Consider the following 14,822-nt stretch of genomic DNA (forward strand, 5'->3'; position numbering starts at 1 on the left):
ATGTTGGATCGACTGCTAGCCCTGCTCGTTCTGGCGATTGTCCTCGGTGTGCCGCTGGGCCTGATCTTCCTGGTGACCGGCCAGTTCCTGATGGACTTCGTGTTCTTCTATCCGCTGTTCATGTCCGGCCTGTGGATCGCCGGCGGCCTGTACTTCTGGCTGCACTGGGAACGCCACTGGCCCTGGAAGGACGACACCTTGCCGCCGGCGCTTGCAGGCGAGCCGCTGATCAGCATCCTGATCCCTTGCTACAACGAGGGCGACAACGCCGCGGACACCATCCACGCGGCGCTGGCCCAGCACTACCCGAACATCGAAGTCATCGCGATCAACGACGGCTCCAAGGACAACACCGCGCAAGTGCTGGACGCCCTGGCGCTGGAAGATCCGCGGCTGCGGGTGGTGCACCTGGCCCAAAACCAGGGCAAGGCCGTGGCCCTGCGCATGGGCGCCGTGGCAGCGCGCAGCGAATACCTGGTGTGCATCGACGGTGACGCGCTGCTGGCGCCGAACACCGCGGCCTATCTGGTGGCGCCGCTGCTGGAGAATTCGCGCCTGGGCGCGGTGACCGGCAACCCGCGGATCCGCACCCGCTCGACCCTGGTGGGCCGGGTCCAGGTGGGCGAGTTCTCTTCGATCATCGGCCTGATCAAGCGCACCCAGCGCGTGTTCGGGCGGATCTTCACGGTCTCCGGGGTGATTGTCGCCTTCCGCCGCTCGGCCCTGCACCGGGTCGGCTACTGGAGCCCGGACATGATCACCGAAGACATCGACATCAGCTGGAAGCTGCAGCTCGATCACTGGAGCATCTTCTACGAGCCACGGGCGCTGTGCTGGATCCTCATGCCGGAAACCCTGCACGGCCTGTGGAAGCAGCGCCTGCGCTGGGCCCAGGGCGGCGCCGAGGTGCTGTTCAAGAACATCCGCGGGATCTGGCAATGGCGCCACCGCTACCTGTGGCCGCTGCTGTTCGAATACTGCCTGTCCACCGGCTGGGCGTTCACCTTCCTGCTGTCGGTGATCTTCTGGGGCGTCGGCAAGTTCATCGTCATGCCCGAAGCCATCGCCGTCGACCGCCTGATGCCGCCGGCCTTTACCGGGCTGGTGCTGGCGATGGTCTGCCTGCTGCAGTTCGCGGTCAGCATCCTGATCGATCGCCGGTACGAAAAGGGTTTGGGCAAGACCATGTTCTGGGTGGTCTGGTACCCCCTGGTGTTCTGGCTCGTCAGCCTGTTCACCACGCTTGTCAGTTTCCCCAAGGTGCTGTTCAGCCAACACCAGAAGCGTGCGCGCTGGGTCAGCCCCGACCGTGGCATCAAGCCTATAGATGATGAAGAGGAGGCTCGCTGATGAAAATCATCAGAACCCGTCAACGCCCAGTGCTGGTGCTCGTCGATGCGGCGTTCACCGTGCTGGCCTGGATTGGCCTGCTGTACCTGCTGGCGCGTGGCCTGTGGCCGTTGATCGACACCCACGACGGCCCGCGTATCGAAGTCGGCGTGCTCGAGGCGCTGGGCACCTTGCAGATCTACCTGTGGGTGGCCCTGCTCAACGCCGCCGTGCTGATCCTCTGGGCGCGTTACCAGCAGCGCAAGAGCAAGGGTTTTGCCCGGCGCCGCCTGCCGTCGCCGGCGGTGGACGACCGGCGCCTGAGCGAAAGCTTCAAGCTCAGCGCCGCCAACTTTGCGCGCATGCGCCAGCCCGGAACCATGACGGTGCACAACGACGAGGAGGGCGGCATCAGCCTTGTCACTACCGGCTTCTTCCGTCTCAACGCCGAACGCCCGCCGCATGCGCAGTTGCTGGCGGATTCCGTGGAGCGGTGATTCAGTTGCCGATTGAAGGTGGCGGGTCAGGGCGGCCGGGTAAAAATCCCGGCGGTCGTCGAAAAAAGCCCCGGAGCTGAAAAAATCCGGGGTTTTTTCGTTTACAAGCGGCTGCGGCTCAAGCTCAATCAACGGCAATATCGCTCAAGCGCGACGCTTCGCCGCGCAGCTATAGTCTCCAGGCTCCTGTTTCCAAGCTCCGATGAACCCATTCGCAGAAGGTGCTCGCGTATGTCCCGTTTTGCCTCTCTCAATACCTGGCTGGCCGCCAGCGCCGTCCTGCTGTGCCTGCAGTTGCCGGCCCAGGCCCAGGAGCGTTTCACCCTGAACGTGCCGGGTGTCTCGGACAACCGCCTGTTCACCCCGGCCAGCGCCAGCGATGCCAAGGGCTGCGGCGGGCATAACCAGTCGCCGGCCCTGGCCTGGACCGCCGGCCCCGAAGGCACCCGCAGCTACGCCATCGTGATGCACGACCCGGACGGCGCCAAAGGCCAGGGCGTGGATCACTGGGTGCATTACGGGATCAAGGCCACGACCCGGCAGATCGCCGCCGGCGTGGGGGCCAAGGGCACCCTGGACGGGCTGGGCGGCACCAACAGCAAAGGCACCACCACCTACGTCGGGCCCTGCCCGCCGGTGGGCGACAGCGCGCACCACTACATCATCCAGATCTATGCCCTGGAGCTGGCGCCCGACGCCTTGCCGGCCGGCCTGACCCGCGCCCAACTGCTGGAAAAGATCAACGGCCACGTGCTGCGTAACAGCAGCGTGGTGCGGCGCTACCTGCGCTAAGGGAAAAATTTTTTCCGGGGCTTAACCCGAATCGCCCAGGGGCTTCGTCTGAAGGGGGGAATGGATCAATTTCTCCCGAGGTCAGCCCCCATGTTCCTTCCTCCGTACTACCTTCGCCCTGTCGTTCAAGGTTGCGCCGCCGGGTTGCTGTTGGCCATGGCCGGTTGCGGCCCGTCCGCGCCGGATACCCGGGGCGGTGCCTTGCCCGTCCAGGAAACGGTAGCACCGCAGGCCGCCGTGCCCTCGCCGAGCGAGGCCCAGCGCGCCGATGTGATCCTGGCCGGATACAACAACGCCAAGACGCTCGCCCCGGCGTCCATGCCCACTTCGATGATGACGCGCGAATCGCTGCCCGCCGGCTATCGCGCCGAGCCACGGGAGCAATACCAGAACCTGCCGGACAACCCGATCCAGAGCGTGGCGCAGGCCCCGGTCTCGACCTTCAGCGTCGACGTCGATACCGGTGCCTACGCCAACGTTCGGCGCCTGCTCAACCAGGGCAGCCTGCCGCCGCAAGGCGCGGTGCGCCTGGAAGAACTGGTCAACTACTTCCCCTACGATTACGCCCTGCCCGGCGATGGTTCGCCGTTTGGCGTGACCACCGAGATCGCGCCGTCGCCCTGGAACCCCCACACTCGCCTGCTGCGCATCGGCATCAAGGCTTCGGATCGCGCGGTGGCCGAGCTGGCGCCGGCCAACCTGGTGTTCCTGGTGGACGTGTCCGGCTCCATGGATCGCCGCGAGGGCCTGCCACTGGTGCAAAGCACCCTCAAGCTGCTGGTGGATCAACTGCGCGAGCAGGACCGGGTGTCGCTGGTGGTCTATGCCGGTGAATCGCGGGTGGTGCTGGAGCCCACTTCCGGGCGGGACAAGGCGAAGATCCGCAACGCCATCGAGCAACTGACGGCGGGCGGTTCCACCGCCGGCGCCTCGGGCATCCAACTGGCGTATCAGATGGCCCGCCAGGGCTTCATCAAGAACGGCATCAACCGCATCCTGCTGGCCACCGACGGTGACTTCAACGTCGGCATCAGCGACTTCGACCGCCTCAAGCAGATGGCCGTCGAGCAGCGTAAAAGCGGGGTGTCCCTGACCACCCTCGGCTTTGGCGTGGACAACTACAACGAACACCTGATGGAGCAACTGGCCGACGCCGGCGATGGCAACTATGCCTACATCGACAACCTGCGCGAGGCGCGCAAGGTCCTGGTGGACCAGCTCGGCTCGACCCTGGCGGTGGTGGCCAAGGACGTGAAGCTGCAGGTGGAATTCAACCCGGCCCAGGTCAGCGAATACCGCCTGCTGGGCTATGAGAACCGCGCGCTGAAACGCGAGGACTTCAACAACGACAAGGTCGATGCCGGCGAGATCGGGGCCGGGCATACGGTCACCGCGCTGTATGAAATCGTGCCCAAGGGTGAGCAGGGCTGGCTGGAGCCGCTGCGTTATGGCCAGGCCCAGGCGTCGTCGGAATCGAACATCAAGGACGACGAGCTGGCCATGCTGCGGGTACGCTACCAGGCACCGCAGGGCGGCAATAGCCGGCTGATCGAGCGGCCGATCCTGGCTTCGCGGCAGCACGGCAAACTCATTCAGGCCAGCGATGATCTAAGATTTGCCGCAGCCGTGGCGGCGTTCGCCCAGCAGCTCAAGGACGGTCGTTACACCGGCGACTTCGGCCTCAAGGACACCGTCGCCCTGGCCCGCGGCGCCAAGGGCGAAGACCGTTTCGGCCTGCGCGGCGAGTTCGTGCAACTGGTGGAACTGGCGCAGAGCCTGCAAACTGCCGCTCCGGCGGATCAACCGGGACGTTCCGGGGAGGCCTTGAGCCGCCGTGAATAACGTCATGACCCACCACCAGAAGGAGTTCAGCACGACCATGCCCGCGGTGAACCGGTCAGGACCCGCCAGCAGCGACGAAACGCTGCTGGCGCGTTATCGCGCGGGTGACAGTGCGGCCTTCGAGGTCCTCTACCAGCGGCATCGCCAGGGGTTGTACCGGTTTCTACTGAGCCTGTGCGACAAGGCCGAGCTGGCCGACGAGGTCTATCAGGACACCTGGCTCAGCCTGATCCGCACCACCAGCGCGCCACAGGGCTGGGCCAGCTTTCGCACCTGGCTGTACCAGATCGCCCGCAACCGCCTGATCGACCACTGGCGCAAGCACGGCCTGCGCAACCCGCTGCACGACAGCTACGACGAGCAGTTGCACGACCTGGCCGATGACGCCAGCGGCCCGGAACAACACCTGAGCCTGAGCCGTGAACGGCAACGCATCGACGCCGCCTTGCAGGATCTGCCCGCCGACCAGCGCGAGGTGTTCCTGCTGCGCGCCCACGGCGAACTGGAGTTGCCGCAGATCGCCAGCCTTACCGATACGCCGCTGGAAACGGTGAAAAGCCGCTTCCGTTATGCGCTGAAAAAACTGCGTCGGCTCCTGGCCGAGGAGGTACTGACATGACTGACGCCCGACAGCTTCCCCCTACCGAAGAAGAGCGCATGCTCGAGCACATTCGCCAGCACAGCCACGGCGAACCGCCGGCCAGCCTCGACGCCCTGATCATGGCCACGGCCCGCCGCGAAGCCCCGACCCCCAAGCCTTCCCTGTGGCAACGCTGGTTCGATCTGTGCCGTCAGCCGCGCTGGCAAGTGGCGTTCGCCGGCCTGTTCGGCGTGACCCTGCTGCTGGGCGTGTTGCAGCGCACTCCAGAGCCTGCGCCCCGCCAGGTGCTGGCCCCGGCGCCCATGGCCAAGGCCGCTGCTCCCCAGCTGGCGCGTCGCCAGGCCGAATCCGCTCCAGCCTCCGCAGAGTCGGCCCGCGCCGAATCAAGCCTGGAAGAATCGAACCGCTTCGAACTGGCCGCCACGCCACATGCCACAGGTGCCTTGTCGGCGCCCGCTCCCGCTGCACCCGTGGCGGGCCTGCCGCTGACACGGGATACCGAAGCCTTCGCCGCCGGGCCTTATGAGTCCCTGGGGCACCTGGCGTCGTTTCCGGGCAAGGAGCAGGTCGAGCGCGACACGCCGGAGTCGATCCTCGACGACGCCCTGCGCGATGTGCTGCACCTGCGCCAGACCGGCCAGGACAAGGTCGCCGACCAGTACATCAGCGCCCTGAAACAGCGTTTCCCCCATGAGGACATCGACGCCCGGCTGCGGGCTTTGCAGCAACCCTGAGGGTAAAACGCGCGCAAGTAATGGCCTGGCACCCGGAAAACGCGCACTATCGAGCCAGTTTCCTGAAAGTGAGAGGCTGGCCATGGCGCCACGCATCGACCGTATCGCTGCACTGCTGAATTGCCCGACCAAGGGCGCGGATATCCGCCAGGCCATCAAGGAGAGTCGCAAGGACTTTCTGCTCGAGGCCGACGAAGAAGATGAAGACCTGCAGCAGGCCCAGCCTGCCGCGGATCAGGATGAATCGACGCAGCAGCGGCAGACGCCAGACTGACGCCCGGCGCCTTTACTTGCGGGCGGGCGCGCGTTTCACGTTCTGGCCCTTGGCCTCGATGGCCAGGGCGATCGCCTTGTAGCAGTCGTAGAACAGCTCCTGGTTCTTGAACATGTTCTCCACCAGTTCCATCTTGCCGTCGCTGTGCCGGACGCGGATGAAACGCTGGTTGAAGACTTCCACCAACTCGACGTCCGAAATATTGATCAGGCGAATTTCGCGGATCTTCGAACTGAAGTTGCTGACCGGGGCGACCAGCTTCTTGTCCGTCAGCACCACATAACGATTGCCGGCACCGCGCAGGAAGATCAGCGCACCCGCGACTGCGATGGTCATGGCCACGCCCACGACGCCAAGCAGTTGCATGACCAGATGCCCATTGAGCCCCAGGGCTTCTATCAGCCGGATCACGCTGTTGTTCTCGCTGGGTGTACCGAACACCGCGAACAACGAAAGTCCGCCGAAGACCAGGCCCGCCAGGGTCATTTTCTTGTAGTTGGGCCCGTAGTAATAACGCGCCTGGTGAGATGGCGCGGTATTGCCGGAAAGGTTCGAGATATTCATCGTGTGGGGTCTTCCATGAGTCTGGCGAGAAAAGGCGGGTATCCGCTCGGTAGCGGGCAGCGCGCAGGCATCATCGCAAAAAAGATTGGAGACACCTAAAGGGTTTTCGGAGAGAAAAGGCTTCAGCAAGAAGCGAAATGCCTCACAGCGAATGCAGCCAATCCGCTTTGCTCCTCCCAAGCCTCAATCCCTATAGTTTCCCTGTTGCTGAAAAATCAGCGACCGGATTTGGCGATCCGGCTTTTAAGTTAGGTGTTTGTTCGTGACCCGTTGTAGCTGAATCAGCTAGCGGATTTTTGGACTTGATCGCGCTGTTCGCCAAACAGGAATGACTTATGAGCCAGTACCTCCCCTTCAATACCAATCACCCCGATTGCCAGGTAACGCTGATTGATAGCCACGCCCCTGTAGCCTCCGTGCTTGATTGCGCCCATGCCCGTATCAAGGCAGGGACGGACCTTTTGGAAAGCCTCACCTCGGTGACGATCAAGGGCATCGAGGATGGTGATCTTTATCGGCTGACCCACGCGGCATACTTGCTGCTCAGGGAAGGGGTGGATTTATTGGAGGTGGCGCGACGAGGTGTTAATTGAACTTGAGTTTCACGAAGGGCTTCTTGCACAGCCCTTCGATCAATTTCAGCTGACGGGAGCAAAAATATCTTTGAATGATCGACAACCGGCGGCAGGCGCGTTCAAGCATAGGGCGAAGCGGGCAGGTTGATGAGTTCGGCGGCAGCACCGTCTTCGGCCATGCGCCGGGCCCGTTCCGGCAGCAGCCGGGCGTGGTTCTCCAGCTGCCAGCGATACCAGCTCAGGCGCTGGACTATCCGTCGTCGGCAAGGGGCTGGCAGCTGCGCCAGCAGGTCGGCGCTGGCGGGCGCCCAGCGGGTCCGGGTCGAGTAGTAGCCGAACAGGTTTTCCCGCAGGCCGAAGCAGTCCTCGAAGCTTTCCTCGATGCTGTACACATACAGCTCGAAGCTGGCGCTCAACTGTTGCTCGCCGTCGGCGTTATCGCGCAGGTAGGCGAATATCCCGGGCCAGTTGATGCAGAACAGGTGCTCGTCCCAATCGCCGTCCCGGGTCAGGTACTCGCCCTGGCCACGAAAGAACTGCGGTATTTCCTGGCGCGCCAGGGCCCGTTCAAAGTTGCTGATCATGCCGCTCTTCCTCTCGTGAGCCTTGGACATTGGCGATGCCGACGGACTGCGCCACGCATTCGATGACGCAGTCGAAGCCGATGTCCAGGCGCAGGTAATAACCAGGCTGCAAGCGTGTGAGCTGGGTGTGCATACGCCCATCGAAACGGGTGCCGCTGACGTGCAGTTCGCTGATGCCCTGGATCTTCAGGTCCAGGCGGCAGTGGGTCAGTGCCTGGCTGGCCGGCCAGGTGGATGGCAGGGACTGGCGCGGCAATGAGCCCGCCAACTGCAAACTCAGTTGCTCGCCCTGGAACTGTGGGCCAGGGGTGTACAGGTCGTAGGGCGTGGCCGCTACATCGAATACGGCTTTCCAGGCTTGGGGATTATCGACGCTGAACAGCCAGTCGCGGGAGCCGCGATCCCGCGCCGGGATCGCCCGGCATTCGGCCAGGGACGGCAACCGGGCGCGGACCAGGTCGTCGTGCCACAGCTGCCGGGCCGCCAGGAGCAGGCGTTGAAAGAAGTCCCGGCTGTCGTCGATCTGCGCCGGCCAGCCGGCGGGCCATTGATCGTATTCGTAGTCGTCCTCAATGGGCTCCCAAACCTCCTCGAAGTCGAAGCCAGGGTCGTCCAGGGCCGCTTGCAGGACCTCCACCAACCGCTGTCGGTGACGGAAGTTCTCCCTGGCGTTGAAGCGCGCCAGGCAGTAATGGCGGATCAGGTGTTCGCGATCATTGGGGTCGTTGGGGTCGTAGCGGCTCAGCTCGGCATCCAGGGCCGGGGGCATGTCATAGCCGATGAAACAACCGATCCAGGCGCGCAGGTCCGGCTGGTAGGGCTGGTTGAGCAAAGGATGGCGCAGCATCGGGACCTCCTGTCCGCAAGGCGTGGGTCGGCACACGCCTCGGTGATTCTTCGATCGACTCAACGGATGGAAACGAAAAAGCCCCAGGCCATGCGACCTGGGGCTTTTGCGTTTCTAGCTGGCGCACTCGGCGGGATTCGAACCCACGACCCCTGCCTTCGGAGGGCAGTACTCTATCCAGCTGAGCTACGAGTGCAGTGCGGGCGACATCATACCCATGTCGGCTTGGGGCGTCCATGCGGTTTTTTTTCGCGTGATGATTGGTCGTCGCCTCGTTGTTTATCTTGTCCTTTTCGATACCCGAAAGCCCCTTCGCCCTATTCACAAGTCCCCCTACCAGACGTCCCTTTGTTTGCTTTGCTCTATGGCTTCACGCGCTCTAACCCGCTGCGCGCCCGCGCAGCGATTTCCTGCCAGTCAAGGCGACCGCATGCATTCAAAAGGCGTGGTAATGCTCGATCTCTCGTTGCGTCAAACCCTGCTGGCACGCTCCGATCTGTTCAGGGGGTTGCCGGATAATCTGATTCGTTATGTCGCCACCCATGCGGTGGAGCGCACCTTGAGTGACCGGGAGGTGCTCTACCTCAAGAGCGAGGCGCTGGACTTCATCGCGCTGGTGGTCGAGGGCCAAGTGTATTCGGTGATTCATGGCCCCGACGGGCGCGAGCAGATTGTCGGCAGCGCCGGTGTCGGCCAGGTGGTGGGCGAGTCGGCGCTGATCGAGGGGCACGCCCGGGAAAACTCGGCCTTCGCCTGTGGACCGACCCGGGTGCTGCTGTTGGGGCAGCGGCATTTCAGGGCGTTGTACGAGGAACCGCTGTTCTGGCAGCGGGTCGTGATGCTGCTGATGACGCGCCTGATGAAGATTCTGGAGTTGCTTGAACTGGTTTGCCTGCACCGCCTGGAATCGCGGTTGGCGCGGTTTCTGCTGGCCAATATCGATGACTTCGAGCTGGTCCCGGTGACCTGTGCGTCGGTTCCGCGCAACCAGGGCATCCTCGCCTCGATGCTCAACACCAGCCGGCCGAAGCTGAATGTCCAGTTGCAGCTGTGGCGGCGTTCGGGGGTGATCAGCTGCCAGAGCGGTCGGCTGGTGATCAACGATGTCGAGCATCTGCGGCGCAAGGCCTACTCGCTGAATTAATTTTCCAACTGTTCCCCAGGTAACAGCGAACGCCTGGTGCGCGATCAGAGACTGTCGGCTCATCAAGGAATGCACAGGGAGTGCTGGCGATGGGATCTTTTCGTGAAGTGGCGGCGGTCGACCAGTTGTTCGAGGCAAGCTGGCGAGCGGTGTACCCCGAGCTGATGCGCCAGGCCAACCGGCGAGCCAGGGGCAACCTGGCCCTGGCCCAGGAGTGGCTGTCCAACACGGCCGTCAAAGCCCTGCTGTTCTTCAGGCGTTCCCCGGAACGCATCCGAGAGCCGCAGGGCTTTCTGTTTCTGGTGCTGGACCACGTCTTTCTCGACAGCCTGCGCCGCAGCAAGCGTGAAGGGCAGCTGTTCGATCATTCGATCGACCTTGAGCACGATCACCAGGCCTTGCTTGCCGCGCCTTGCCGATCGGTGTTCGAGTGCACCGAGCAGCTCGAACGACTGCTGCAGTTGGGCAATCGCGTGGAGCAGTTGCCGTTGCTCCAGCGGCGGTTGTTTGAAATGCGTTTTGTCGAGGAGTTGCCATACCCGCAGATCGCCGCCGAGCTGGGCATTACCCAGCCCCTGGTGCGCAAGCGCGTGCAGTTGCTGCGGGCGGCGCTGCGCTGAAAGCGCTTTTGCATTCACAGCGACGGGTGTCAGGCGTTCTTGTTTCATGAGCACCTGAAACCGTCGACGAGTTCACCGCCAGCGCGCCTGCGCTGGCGTCTTCCATCAAGGAGAGATGTATGCCAGAGGTCAACAGCCAGATTACCGACGCTGTAACGCAAACCAACGTCAAGGTGGTGGCCGAGGCGCCGGCCCAGGCCATTGCCTCGCTGTACCAGGTGGCCAGTCATTCGGCGGGGCTGTCCCTGCAGAATGCGGTCAACAGCCAGCAGGCGTTGAATCAGATCTCCAATGCGGTGATCTCCAAGGCGGTGTCGCTGATCATGCAGATCGGCGAGAAGGCCTGACGCCTGGGGAGATACCTCATGTTCTGGTTCAAGAAAAAACCTGCTGTCGCCGCCGAGCCGGAGACTGACGCCACGCCGGCGACCGACCCCGAGGCGACCGATCCCAAGCCAAGCGATACCGAGCCAAACAATCCCAAGCCGAGCACTCCCGAAACCGCCGAGCCTACGGCTGCGGGGCCCCAGGTTGCTGATCCCACTACAAGGGGCACCTCCCCGCCACCCAGCACTCCCGCCAAGTCGCCGCGCACGGTGATGGACCGCATGAACGACCACATGATGGTCCAGGTCGCGGCGCCGCCGACCGGCAGCACCGATGCGCTGAACAGCCAGATCGTCGAGGCGGTGGAGTTCACCAACGCGCAGACCTTCAGCTATGCCCCGGCACAGATCGCCATCGCCCCGGACATGATGATCAGCCAGGCCGCCGGCCTGGTCGCGCAATCGGCGGCGGGCTATTTCGACGGGGTCAGCAAGCTGGCGCTGGCGGCCCAGGCGGTATTGCTCGAGCAGATGACGAAAAACATCGTCGAAAACCATCCCGAAAAAGCCGCCGAGGACGCCTTGGGCGCCCTGGCCACTGACCTGCTGGTGGGGGCGGCCGCCGCTGTTGCCGCCGCGGCCGGCGCCCTGGAGGCGACAGCGGCGGGCATAGCCATCGACAAGATTGACGAGAGCATCGCCAAGTACAGCAACACCCTGGCCAATCGCGGCGCGCCGCCGTCCTGATTCACGCCGTCCTGGCGTCATGAGCGCCCAGTCCCGGAACCCCTCCGGGACTGGGCAGCAGCACGTTCTTTAATGAGCAAGGAGGAGGCCGAGATGCCCCAGGAAAATTCCGACTCGCTAGCGAGTCTTTATCAATTGGCCGATGCGCTCAACCTGAGCCTGTCCGCGGGTGAAAAGCAGATTCTCGAGGCCTGGATGCGCAGCGAGCCGCGCACGGGTGTCATGGAGCGGGTGCTCAACCAGACCCAGCACCTGATCGAGAACGAGAGACAACGCACCCGCGAGTTGATGGAGCAGGCCAGGGTCAGCGAAAGCAGCCTGCTGGGCAGTCCCCAGCAGCGCGAAGCGGTGATCCGCCAGTGGCTGGCGGCCAAGCAACAGGCAACGGTTATCGATGCGCAGGAGGAGCCTGTGCGGATGCTCAGCAGCGCGCAGAACCAGCTGATCCGCCAGACCGTCGAGGAAGCCGTGCAAGCACGGATGCTGGGGCTGGTGCAGCAGGTCGAGGCAGTGCTTTCCCGTATCGACCAGGCAGGCGACGCGCCGGAGGACCATTGAGCATTTGCTCGTTCACAGCCTGGGTTTTGCCACGTTCATTGGTTAACACGGAACCCGCCGTGTACTAAACAAAGGAAGTTGAACCATGCCATTAGTCAACGAGCAAATTACCGACGCGGTCACCCAGACCAACGTCAAAGTGGTGGCCGAATCTCCAGCGATGGCGATGAGCACCATCTACCAGTCCATGGGCCAGGCGACGGCGATTCTGTTCCAGAACGCTGTGTCCGCCCAGCAGCAGCAAAATACCCTGGCCCAGGCCGCCACCAACCAGGGCGTGATGCAGATCTACAGCGTCGATACCACCGCAGGCGCGGCGGCTACCGAAAAAGTTGCTCAGGGCGGCGTGGCCGACAACCTGACCAGCCTGCTGACGGTCCTCAAATCGTTCAACCCTTGATCGGGCGAGCGCTAACGGAAGTTGTTCTTTCTTAATAAGGAGTTTCATCTATGAGTACAGTCAGTCCGCAAATCACCGACGCCGTTACCCAAACCAACGTCAAGGTGGTGGCCGAAGCGCCGGCCATGTCGATGGGCACCATCTACCAGTCCCTGGGGCAATCCGTAGCGATCCTGTTCCAGAACTCGGTCTCGGCCCAGCAACAGCAAAACACCCTGGCCCAGGCGGCGACCAACCAGGGCGTGATGCAGATCTACAGCGTCAACACCACCGCGGGCGCGGCGGCCACCGAGAAAATGGCCCAGGGCGGTGTCGGCGACAACCTCGCCAGCCTGCTGACGATCCTCAAGTCGTTCACTTAAGGCCTGGCCCCGAGAAAACCCCGCAGCCTTCCGGCTGCGGGGTTTTTTGCGTTTGGGCAACACAAGCCCAACCCCTTTGTAGGAGCGCGCTTACTCGCGATGGTGGCCTGACGGTCAACATCGGTATTGGAGGGTGTTCTTTATCGCGAGCAAGCTAAGCTCGCTCCTGCAGGGGGCGTCTGCCCCCATCCGCCGGGGCGGTGTCGTTGATCCGAAAGACTCTGCCAAAGCGGCGTTTTCGTTCTTTTTTTCGAACAGCCTATTGCCCTGTCCCCCGGTTGACCCTAGGATTCGTTTGAGATTTCAAACGCTCTTGTCTGAGAGCCGACCCGCCCGTCTATTCTGATAGGCGCTATTTCTGTGCTTGAGCCCGGTAACAGTTTTTCCTGACGGCAGCCTGTCAAGGCGCCTTTCAACAATCACAATTCGCTCCGCCCCGCGCGGTGCTGTTAAGGAAACCGACATGCAGCTTAAAGACGCCCAGTTGTTCCGCCAGCAAGCCTTCATCGATGGGGCTTGGGTCGACGCGGATAACGGCCAGACCATCAAAGTGAACAACCCGGCAACGGGCGAAATCCTCGGCACCGTGCCGAAGATGGGCGCGGCTGAAACTCGCCGCGCCATCGAAGCCGCCGACAAGGCCCTGCCGGCCTGGCGCGCGCTGACCGCCAAGGAGCGGGCGACCAAGCTGCGTCGCTGGTATGAGCTGCTGATCGAAAACCAGGACGACCTCGGTCGCCTGATGACCCTGGAGCAGGGCAAGCCACTGGCCGAAGCCAAGGGCGAAATCGCCTACGCCGCCTCCTTCATCGAATGGTTCGCCGAAGAAGCCAAGCGCATCTACGGCGACGTGATTCCCGGCCACCAGCCGGACAAGCGCCTGATCGTGATCAAGCAGCCGATCGGCGTGACCGCGGCCATCACCCCGTGGAACTTCCCGGCGGCGATGATCACCCGTAAAGCCGGCCCGGCCCTGGCCGCTGGCTGCACCATGGTGATCAAGCCAGCTTCGCAGACCCCGTTCTCGGCCCTGGCCCTGGTCGAGCTGGCACACCGTGCCGGCATCCCGAAAGGCGTGCTGAGCGTGGTGACCGGCAGCGCTGGCGACATCGGTGGCGAGCTGACCAGCAACCCGATCGTGCGCAAGCTGTCCTTCACCGGCTCGACCGAAATCGGTCGCCAGCTGATGGCCGAATGCGCCAAGGACATCAAGAAGGTTTCCCTGGAGCTGGGCGGTAACGCTCCGTTTATCGTGTTCGACGACGCGGACCTGGATAAGGCCGTCGAAGGCGCGATCATCTCCAAGTACCGCAACAACGGTCAGACCTGCGTCTGCGCCAACCGCCTGTACATCCAGGATTCGGTCTACGACGCCTTCGCCGAGAAGCTCAAGGCCGCGGTGGCCAAGCTGAAGATCGGCAACGGTCTGGACGAAGGCACCACCACCGGCCCGCTGATCGACGAAAAAGCCGTGGCCAAGGTCCAGGAACACATCGCCGACGCCCTGGGCAAAGGCGCGACCCTGCTGGCCGGCGGCAAGCCGATGGAAGGCAACTTCTTCGAGCCGACCATCCTGGTCAACGTGTCGAAAGACGCGGCCGTGGCCAAGGAAGAAACCTTCGGTCCGCTGGCGCCGCTGTTCCGTTTCAAGGACGAAGCCGAAGTGATCGCCATGTCCAACGACACCGAGTTCGGCCTGGCCTCGTACTTCTACGCTCGCGACCTGGGTCGTGTGTTCCGTGTGGCCGAAGCCCTGGAATACGGCATGGTCGGCGTCAACACCGGGTTGATCTCCAACGAGGTCGCGCCGTTCGGCGGCATCAAGGCTTCGGGCCTGGGCCGTGAAGGCTCCAAGTACGGCATCGAGGATTACCTGGAAATCAAATACCTCTGCCTGGGCATCTGATACCCGCGCCAAGGCATGGTTTTAAACGCCAGGGGCACGAGAGCGCTGTCCCCTGGCGTGTTGTAAACGATATTTCAGTAGTGGCCGGGATAGCCGGGGCAGTCGATCATCGCATGCTGC

At 63.2% G+C, this 14,822-nt stretch carries 19 protein-coding genes and 1 tRNA gene; 16 read left to right on the forward strand and 4 right to left on the reverse strand.

All coding sequences use genetic code 11. The features are described from left to right. The 7 genes from pgaC (at position 1) to C4K38_RS00940 (ending at position 6,069) form a co-directional block, all read left to right on the forward strand. Positions 1–1,350, forward strand: coding sequence for a poly-beta-1,6-N-acetyl-D-glucosamine synthase (pgaC, locus tag C4K38_RS00910; RefSeq protein ID WP_053276919.1), 1,350 nt, complete (start codon positions 1–3; stop codon positions 1,348–1,350). Beyond that, positions 1,350–1,826, forward strand: a complete 477-nt coding sequence (pgaD, locus tag C4K38_RS00915; protein WP_053276920.1) for a poly-beta-1,6-N-acetyl-D-glucosamine biosynthesis protein PgaD — start codon at positions 1,350–1,352, stop codon at positions 1,824–1,826. Before pgaC ends, pgaD begins: the two co-directional genes overlap by 1 nt. Before the next feature lie 231 nt (positions 1,827–2,057). Continuing rightward, on the forward strand, positions 2,058–2,618 hold the full coding sequence (locus tag C4K38_RS00920) for a YbhB/YbcL family Raf kinase inhibitor-like protein (protein ID WP_053276921.1): 561 nt from the start codon (positions 2,058–2,060) through the stop codon (positions 2,616–2,618). 90 nt (positions 2,619–2,708) lie between these two features. Further along, positions 2,709–4,460 (forward strand): vWA domain-containing protein, encoded by a 1,752-nt coding sequence (locus tag C4K38_RS00925; RefSeq protein ID WP_053276922.1) that lies wholly within the window; start codon positions 2,709–2,711, stop codon positions 4,458–4,460. A 37-nt stretch (positions 4,461–4,497) separates the two neighbouring features. Continuing rightward, on the forward strand, positions 4,498–5,079 hold the full coding sequence (locus tag C4K38_RS00930; protein ID WP_053276949.1) for an RNA polymerase sigma factor: 582 nt from the start codon (positions 4,498–4,500) through the stop codon (positions 5,077–5,079). Further along, positions 5,076–5,795, forward strand: coding sequence for a hypothetical protein (locus tag C4K38_RS00935; RefSeq protein WP_053276923.1), 720 nt, complete (start codon positions 5,076–5,078; stop codon positions 5,793–5,795). Before C4K38_RS00930 ends, C4K38_RS00935 begins: the two co-directional genes overlap by 4 nt. An 82-nt stretch (positions 5,796–5,877) precedes the next feature. Then, positions 5,878–6,069 (forward strand): hypothetical protein, encoded by a 192-nt coding sequence (locus C4K38_RS00940; RefSeq protein WP_053276924.1) that lies wholly within the window; start codon positions 5,878–5,880, stop codon positions 6,067–6,069. A 12-nt stretch (positions 6,070–6,081) separates the two neighbouring features. Here the strand turns inward: C4K38_RS00940 and C4K38_RS00945 are convergent, their stop codons facing one another. Then, positions 6,082–6,633, reverse strand: coding sequence for a hypothetical protein (locus C4K38_RS00945; RefSeq protein ID WP_053276925.1), 552 nt, complete (start codon positions 6,631–6,633; stop codon positions 6,082–6,084). A 335-nt stretch (positions 6,634–6,968) separates the two neighbouring features. Between C4K38_RS00945 and C4K38_RS00950 the strand changes: the two genes are divergently transcribed. Then, positions 6,969–7,226 (forward strand): hypothetical protein, encoded by a 258-nt coding sequence (locus tag C4K38_RS00950; RefSeq protein WP_053276926.1) that lies wholly within the window; start codon positions 6,969–6,971, stop codon positions 7,224–7,226. Between the two features lie 101 nt (positions 7,227–7,327). Here the strand turns inward: C4K38_RS00950 and C4K38_RS00955 are convergent, their stop codons facing one another. The 3 genes from C4K38_RS00955 to C4K38_RS00965 all read right to left on the reverse strand — a co-directional run bounded on the left by C4K38_RS00955 (position 7,328) and on the right by C4K38_RS00965 (position 8,835). Further along, positions 7,328–7,792, reverse strand: a complete 465-nt coding sequence (locus C4K38_RS00955) for a hypothetical protein (protein ID WP_053276927.1) — start codon at positions 7,790–7,792, stop codon at positions 7,328–7,330. Beyond that, on the reverse strand, positions 7,776–8,639 hold the full coding sequence (locus C4K38_RS00960; protein ID WP_053276928.1) for a hypothetical protein: 864 nt from the start codon (positions 8,637–8,639) through the stop codon (positions 7,776–7,778). The genes C4K38_RS00955 and C4K38_RS00960 overlap by 17 nt, the downstream gene beginning before the upstream one ends. Positions 8,640–8,758: 119 nt before the next feature. Beyond that, positions 8,759–8,835, reverse strand: a tRNA-Arg gene (locus C4K38_RS00965). A 234-nt stretch (positions 8,836–9,069) separates the two neighbouring features. Here C4K38_RS00965 and C4K38_RS00970 point away from each other — a divergent pair. From C4K38_RS00970 to gabD, 8 genes are all read left to right on the forward strand, one after another. Then, complete coding sequence (locus tag C4K38_RS00970) at positions 9,070–9,783, forward strand: Crp/Fnr family transcriptional regulator (RefSeq protein ID WP_053276929.1); 714 nt, start codon at positions 9,070–9,072, stop codon at positions 9,781–9,783. An 89-nt stretch (positions 9,784–9,872) separates the two neighbouring features. Then, positions 9,873–10,403 carry an RNA polymerase sigma factor gene (locus C4K38_RS00975; protein ID WP_172833162.1) on the forward strand — a complete coding sequence of 177 codons (531 nt, stop codon included), beginning with the start codon at positions 9,873–9,875 and terminating at the stop codon, positions 10,401–10,403. A gap of 119 nt (positions 10,404–10,522) precedes the next feature. Beyond that, a complete protein-coding gene (locus C4K38_RS00980; protein ID WP_023969933.1) occupies positions 10,523–10,750 on the forward strand; it encodes a RebB family R body protein in 228 nt (75 codons plus the stop codon). A gap of 18 nt (positions 10,751–10,768) precedes the next feature. Then, entirely contained in the window at positions 10,769–11,476 is a 708-nt protein-coding gene (locus tag C4K38_RS00985) for a hypothetical protein (RefSeq protein WP_053276931.1), read from the forward strand. Positions 11,477–11,569: 93 nt separating this feature from the next. Further along, on the forward strand, positions 11,570–12,034 hold the full coding sequence (locus C4K38_RS00990; protein ID WP_053276950.1) for a hypothetical protein: 465 nt from the start codon (positions 11,570–11,572) through the stop codon (positions 12,032–12,034). Positions 12,035–12,119: 85 nt separating this feature from the next. Next, the gene (locus C4K38_RS00995) at positions 12,120–12,434 is read left to right on the forward strand and encodes a RebB family R body protein (RefSeq protein ID WP_009041621.1); all 315 of its coding nucleotides are present in this window, start codon (positions 12,120–12,122) and stop codon (positions 12,432–12,434) included. Between the two features lie 50 nt (positions 12,435–12,484). After that, positions 12,485–12,796: a RebB family R body protein gene (locus C4K38_RS01000; protein ID WP_025808521.1), complete on the forward strand. Its 312-nt coding sequence runs from the start codon at positions 12,485–12,487 to the stop codon at positions 12,794–12,796. Between the two features lie 463 nt (positions 12,797–13,259). Further along, positions 13,260–14,702 carry an NADP-dependent succinate-semialdehyde dehydrogenase gene (gabD, locus tag C4K38_RS01005; RefSeq protein ID WP_053276932.1) on the forward strand — a complete coding sequence of 481 codons (1,443 nt, stop codon included), beginning with the start codon at positions 13,260–13,262 and terminating at the stop codon, positions 14,700–14,702. The last annotated feature ends 120 nt before the right edge of the window (positions 14,703–14,822 follow it).

The organism is Pseudomonas chlororaphis subsp. piscium, from assembly GCF_003850345.1.
Classification (GTDB): domain Bacteria; phylum Pseudomonadota; class Gammaproteobacteria; order Pseudomonadales; family Pseudomonadaceae; genus Aquipseudomonas; species Aquipseudomonas piscium.

Bases quoted from the DNA above. Each gene is read 5' to 3' on its own strand.
- pgaC (WP_053276919.1), top strand. From the start codon at position 1: ATGTTGGATCGACTGCTAGCCCTGCTCGTTCTGGCGATTGTCCTCGGT.
- pgaD (WP_053276920.1), top strand. From the start codon at position 1,350: ATGAAAATCATCAGAACCCGTCAACGCCCAGTGCTGGTGCTCGTCGAT.
- C4K38_RS00920 (WP_053276921.1), top strand. From the start codon at position 2,058: ATGTCCCGTTTTGCCTCTCTCAATACCTGGCTGGCCGCCAGCGCCGTC.
- C4K38_RS00925 (WP_053276922.1), top strand. From the start codon at position 2,709: ATGTTCCTTCCTCCGTACTACCTTCGCCCTGTCGTTCAAGGTTGCGCC.
- C4K38_RS00930 (WP_053276949.1), top strand. From the start codon at position 4,498: ATGCCCGCGGTGAACCGGTCAGGACCCGCCAGCAGCGACGAAACGCTG.
- C4K38_RS00935 (WP_053276923.1), top strand. From the start codon at position 5,076: ATGACTGACGCCCGACAGCTTCCCCCTACCGAAGAAGAGCGCATGCTC.
- C4K38_RS00940 (WP_053276924.1), top strand. From the start codon at position 5,878: ATGGCGCCACGCATCGACCGTATCGCTGCACTGCTGAATTGCCCGACC.
- C4K38_RS00945 (WP_053276925.1), bottom strand. From the start codon at position 6,633: ATGAATATCTCGAACCTTTCCGGCAATACCGCGCCATCTCACCAGGCG.
- C4K38_RS00950 (WP_053276926.1), top strand. From the start codon at position 6,969: ATGAGCCAGTACCTCCCCTTCAATACCAATCACCCCGATTGCCAGGTA.
- C4K38_RS00955 (WP_053276927.1), bottom strand. From the start codon at position 7,792: ATGATCAGCAACTTTGAACGGGCCCTGGCGCGCCAGGAAATACCGCAG.
- C4K38_RS00960 (WP_053276928.1), bottom strand. From the start codon at position 8,639: ATGCTGCGCCATCCTTTGCTCAACCAGCCCTACCAGCCGGACCTGCGC.
- C4K38_RS00970 (WP_053276929.1), top strand. From the start codon at position 9,070: ATGCATTCAAAAGGCGTGGTAATGCTCGATCTCTCGTTGCGTCAAACC.
- C4K38_RS00975 (WP_172833162.1), top strand. From the start codon at position 9,873: ATGGGATCTTTTCGTGAAGTGGCGGCGGTCGACCAGTTGTTCGAGGCA.
- C4K38_RS00980 (WP_023969933.1), top strand. From the start codon at position 10,523: ATGCCAGAGGTCAACAGCCAGATTACCGACGCTGTAACGCAAACCAAC.
- C4K38_RS00985 (WP_053276931.1), top strand. From the start codon at position 10,769: ATGTTCTGGTTCAAGAAAAAACCTGCTGTCGCCGCCGAGCCGGAGACT.
- C4K38_RS00990 (WP_053276950.1), top strand. From the start codon at position 11,570: ATGCCCCAGGAAAATTCCGACTCGCTAGCGAGTCTTTATCAATTGGCC.
- C4K38_RS00995 (WP_009041621.1), top strand. From the start codon at position 12,120: ATGCCATTAGTCAACGAGCAAATTACCGACGCGGTCACCCAGACCAAC.
- C4K38_RS01000 (WP_025808521.1), top strand. From the start codon at position 12,485: ATGAGTACAGTCAGTCCGCAAATCACCGACGCCGTTACCCAAACCAAC.
- gabD (WP_053276932.1), top strand. From the start codon at position 13,260: ATGCAGCTTAAAGACGCCCAGTTGTTCCGCCAGCAAGCCTTCATCGAT.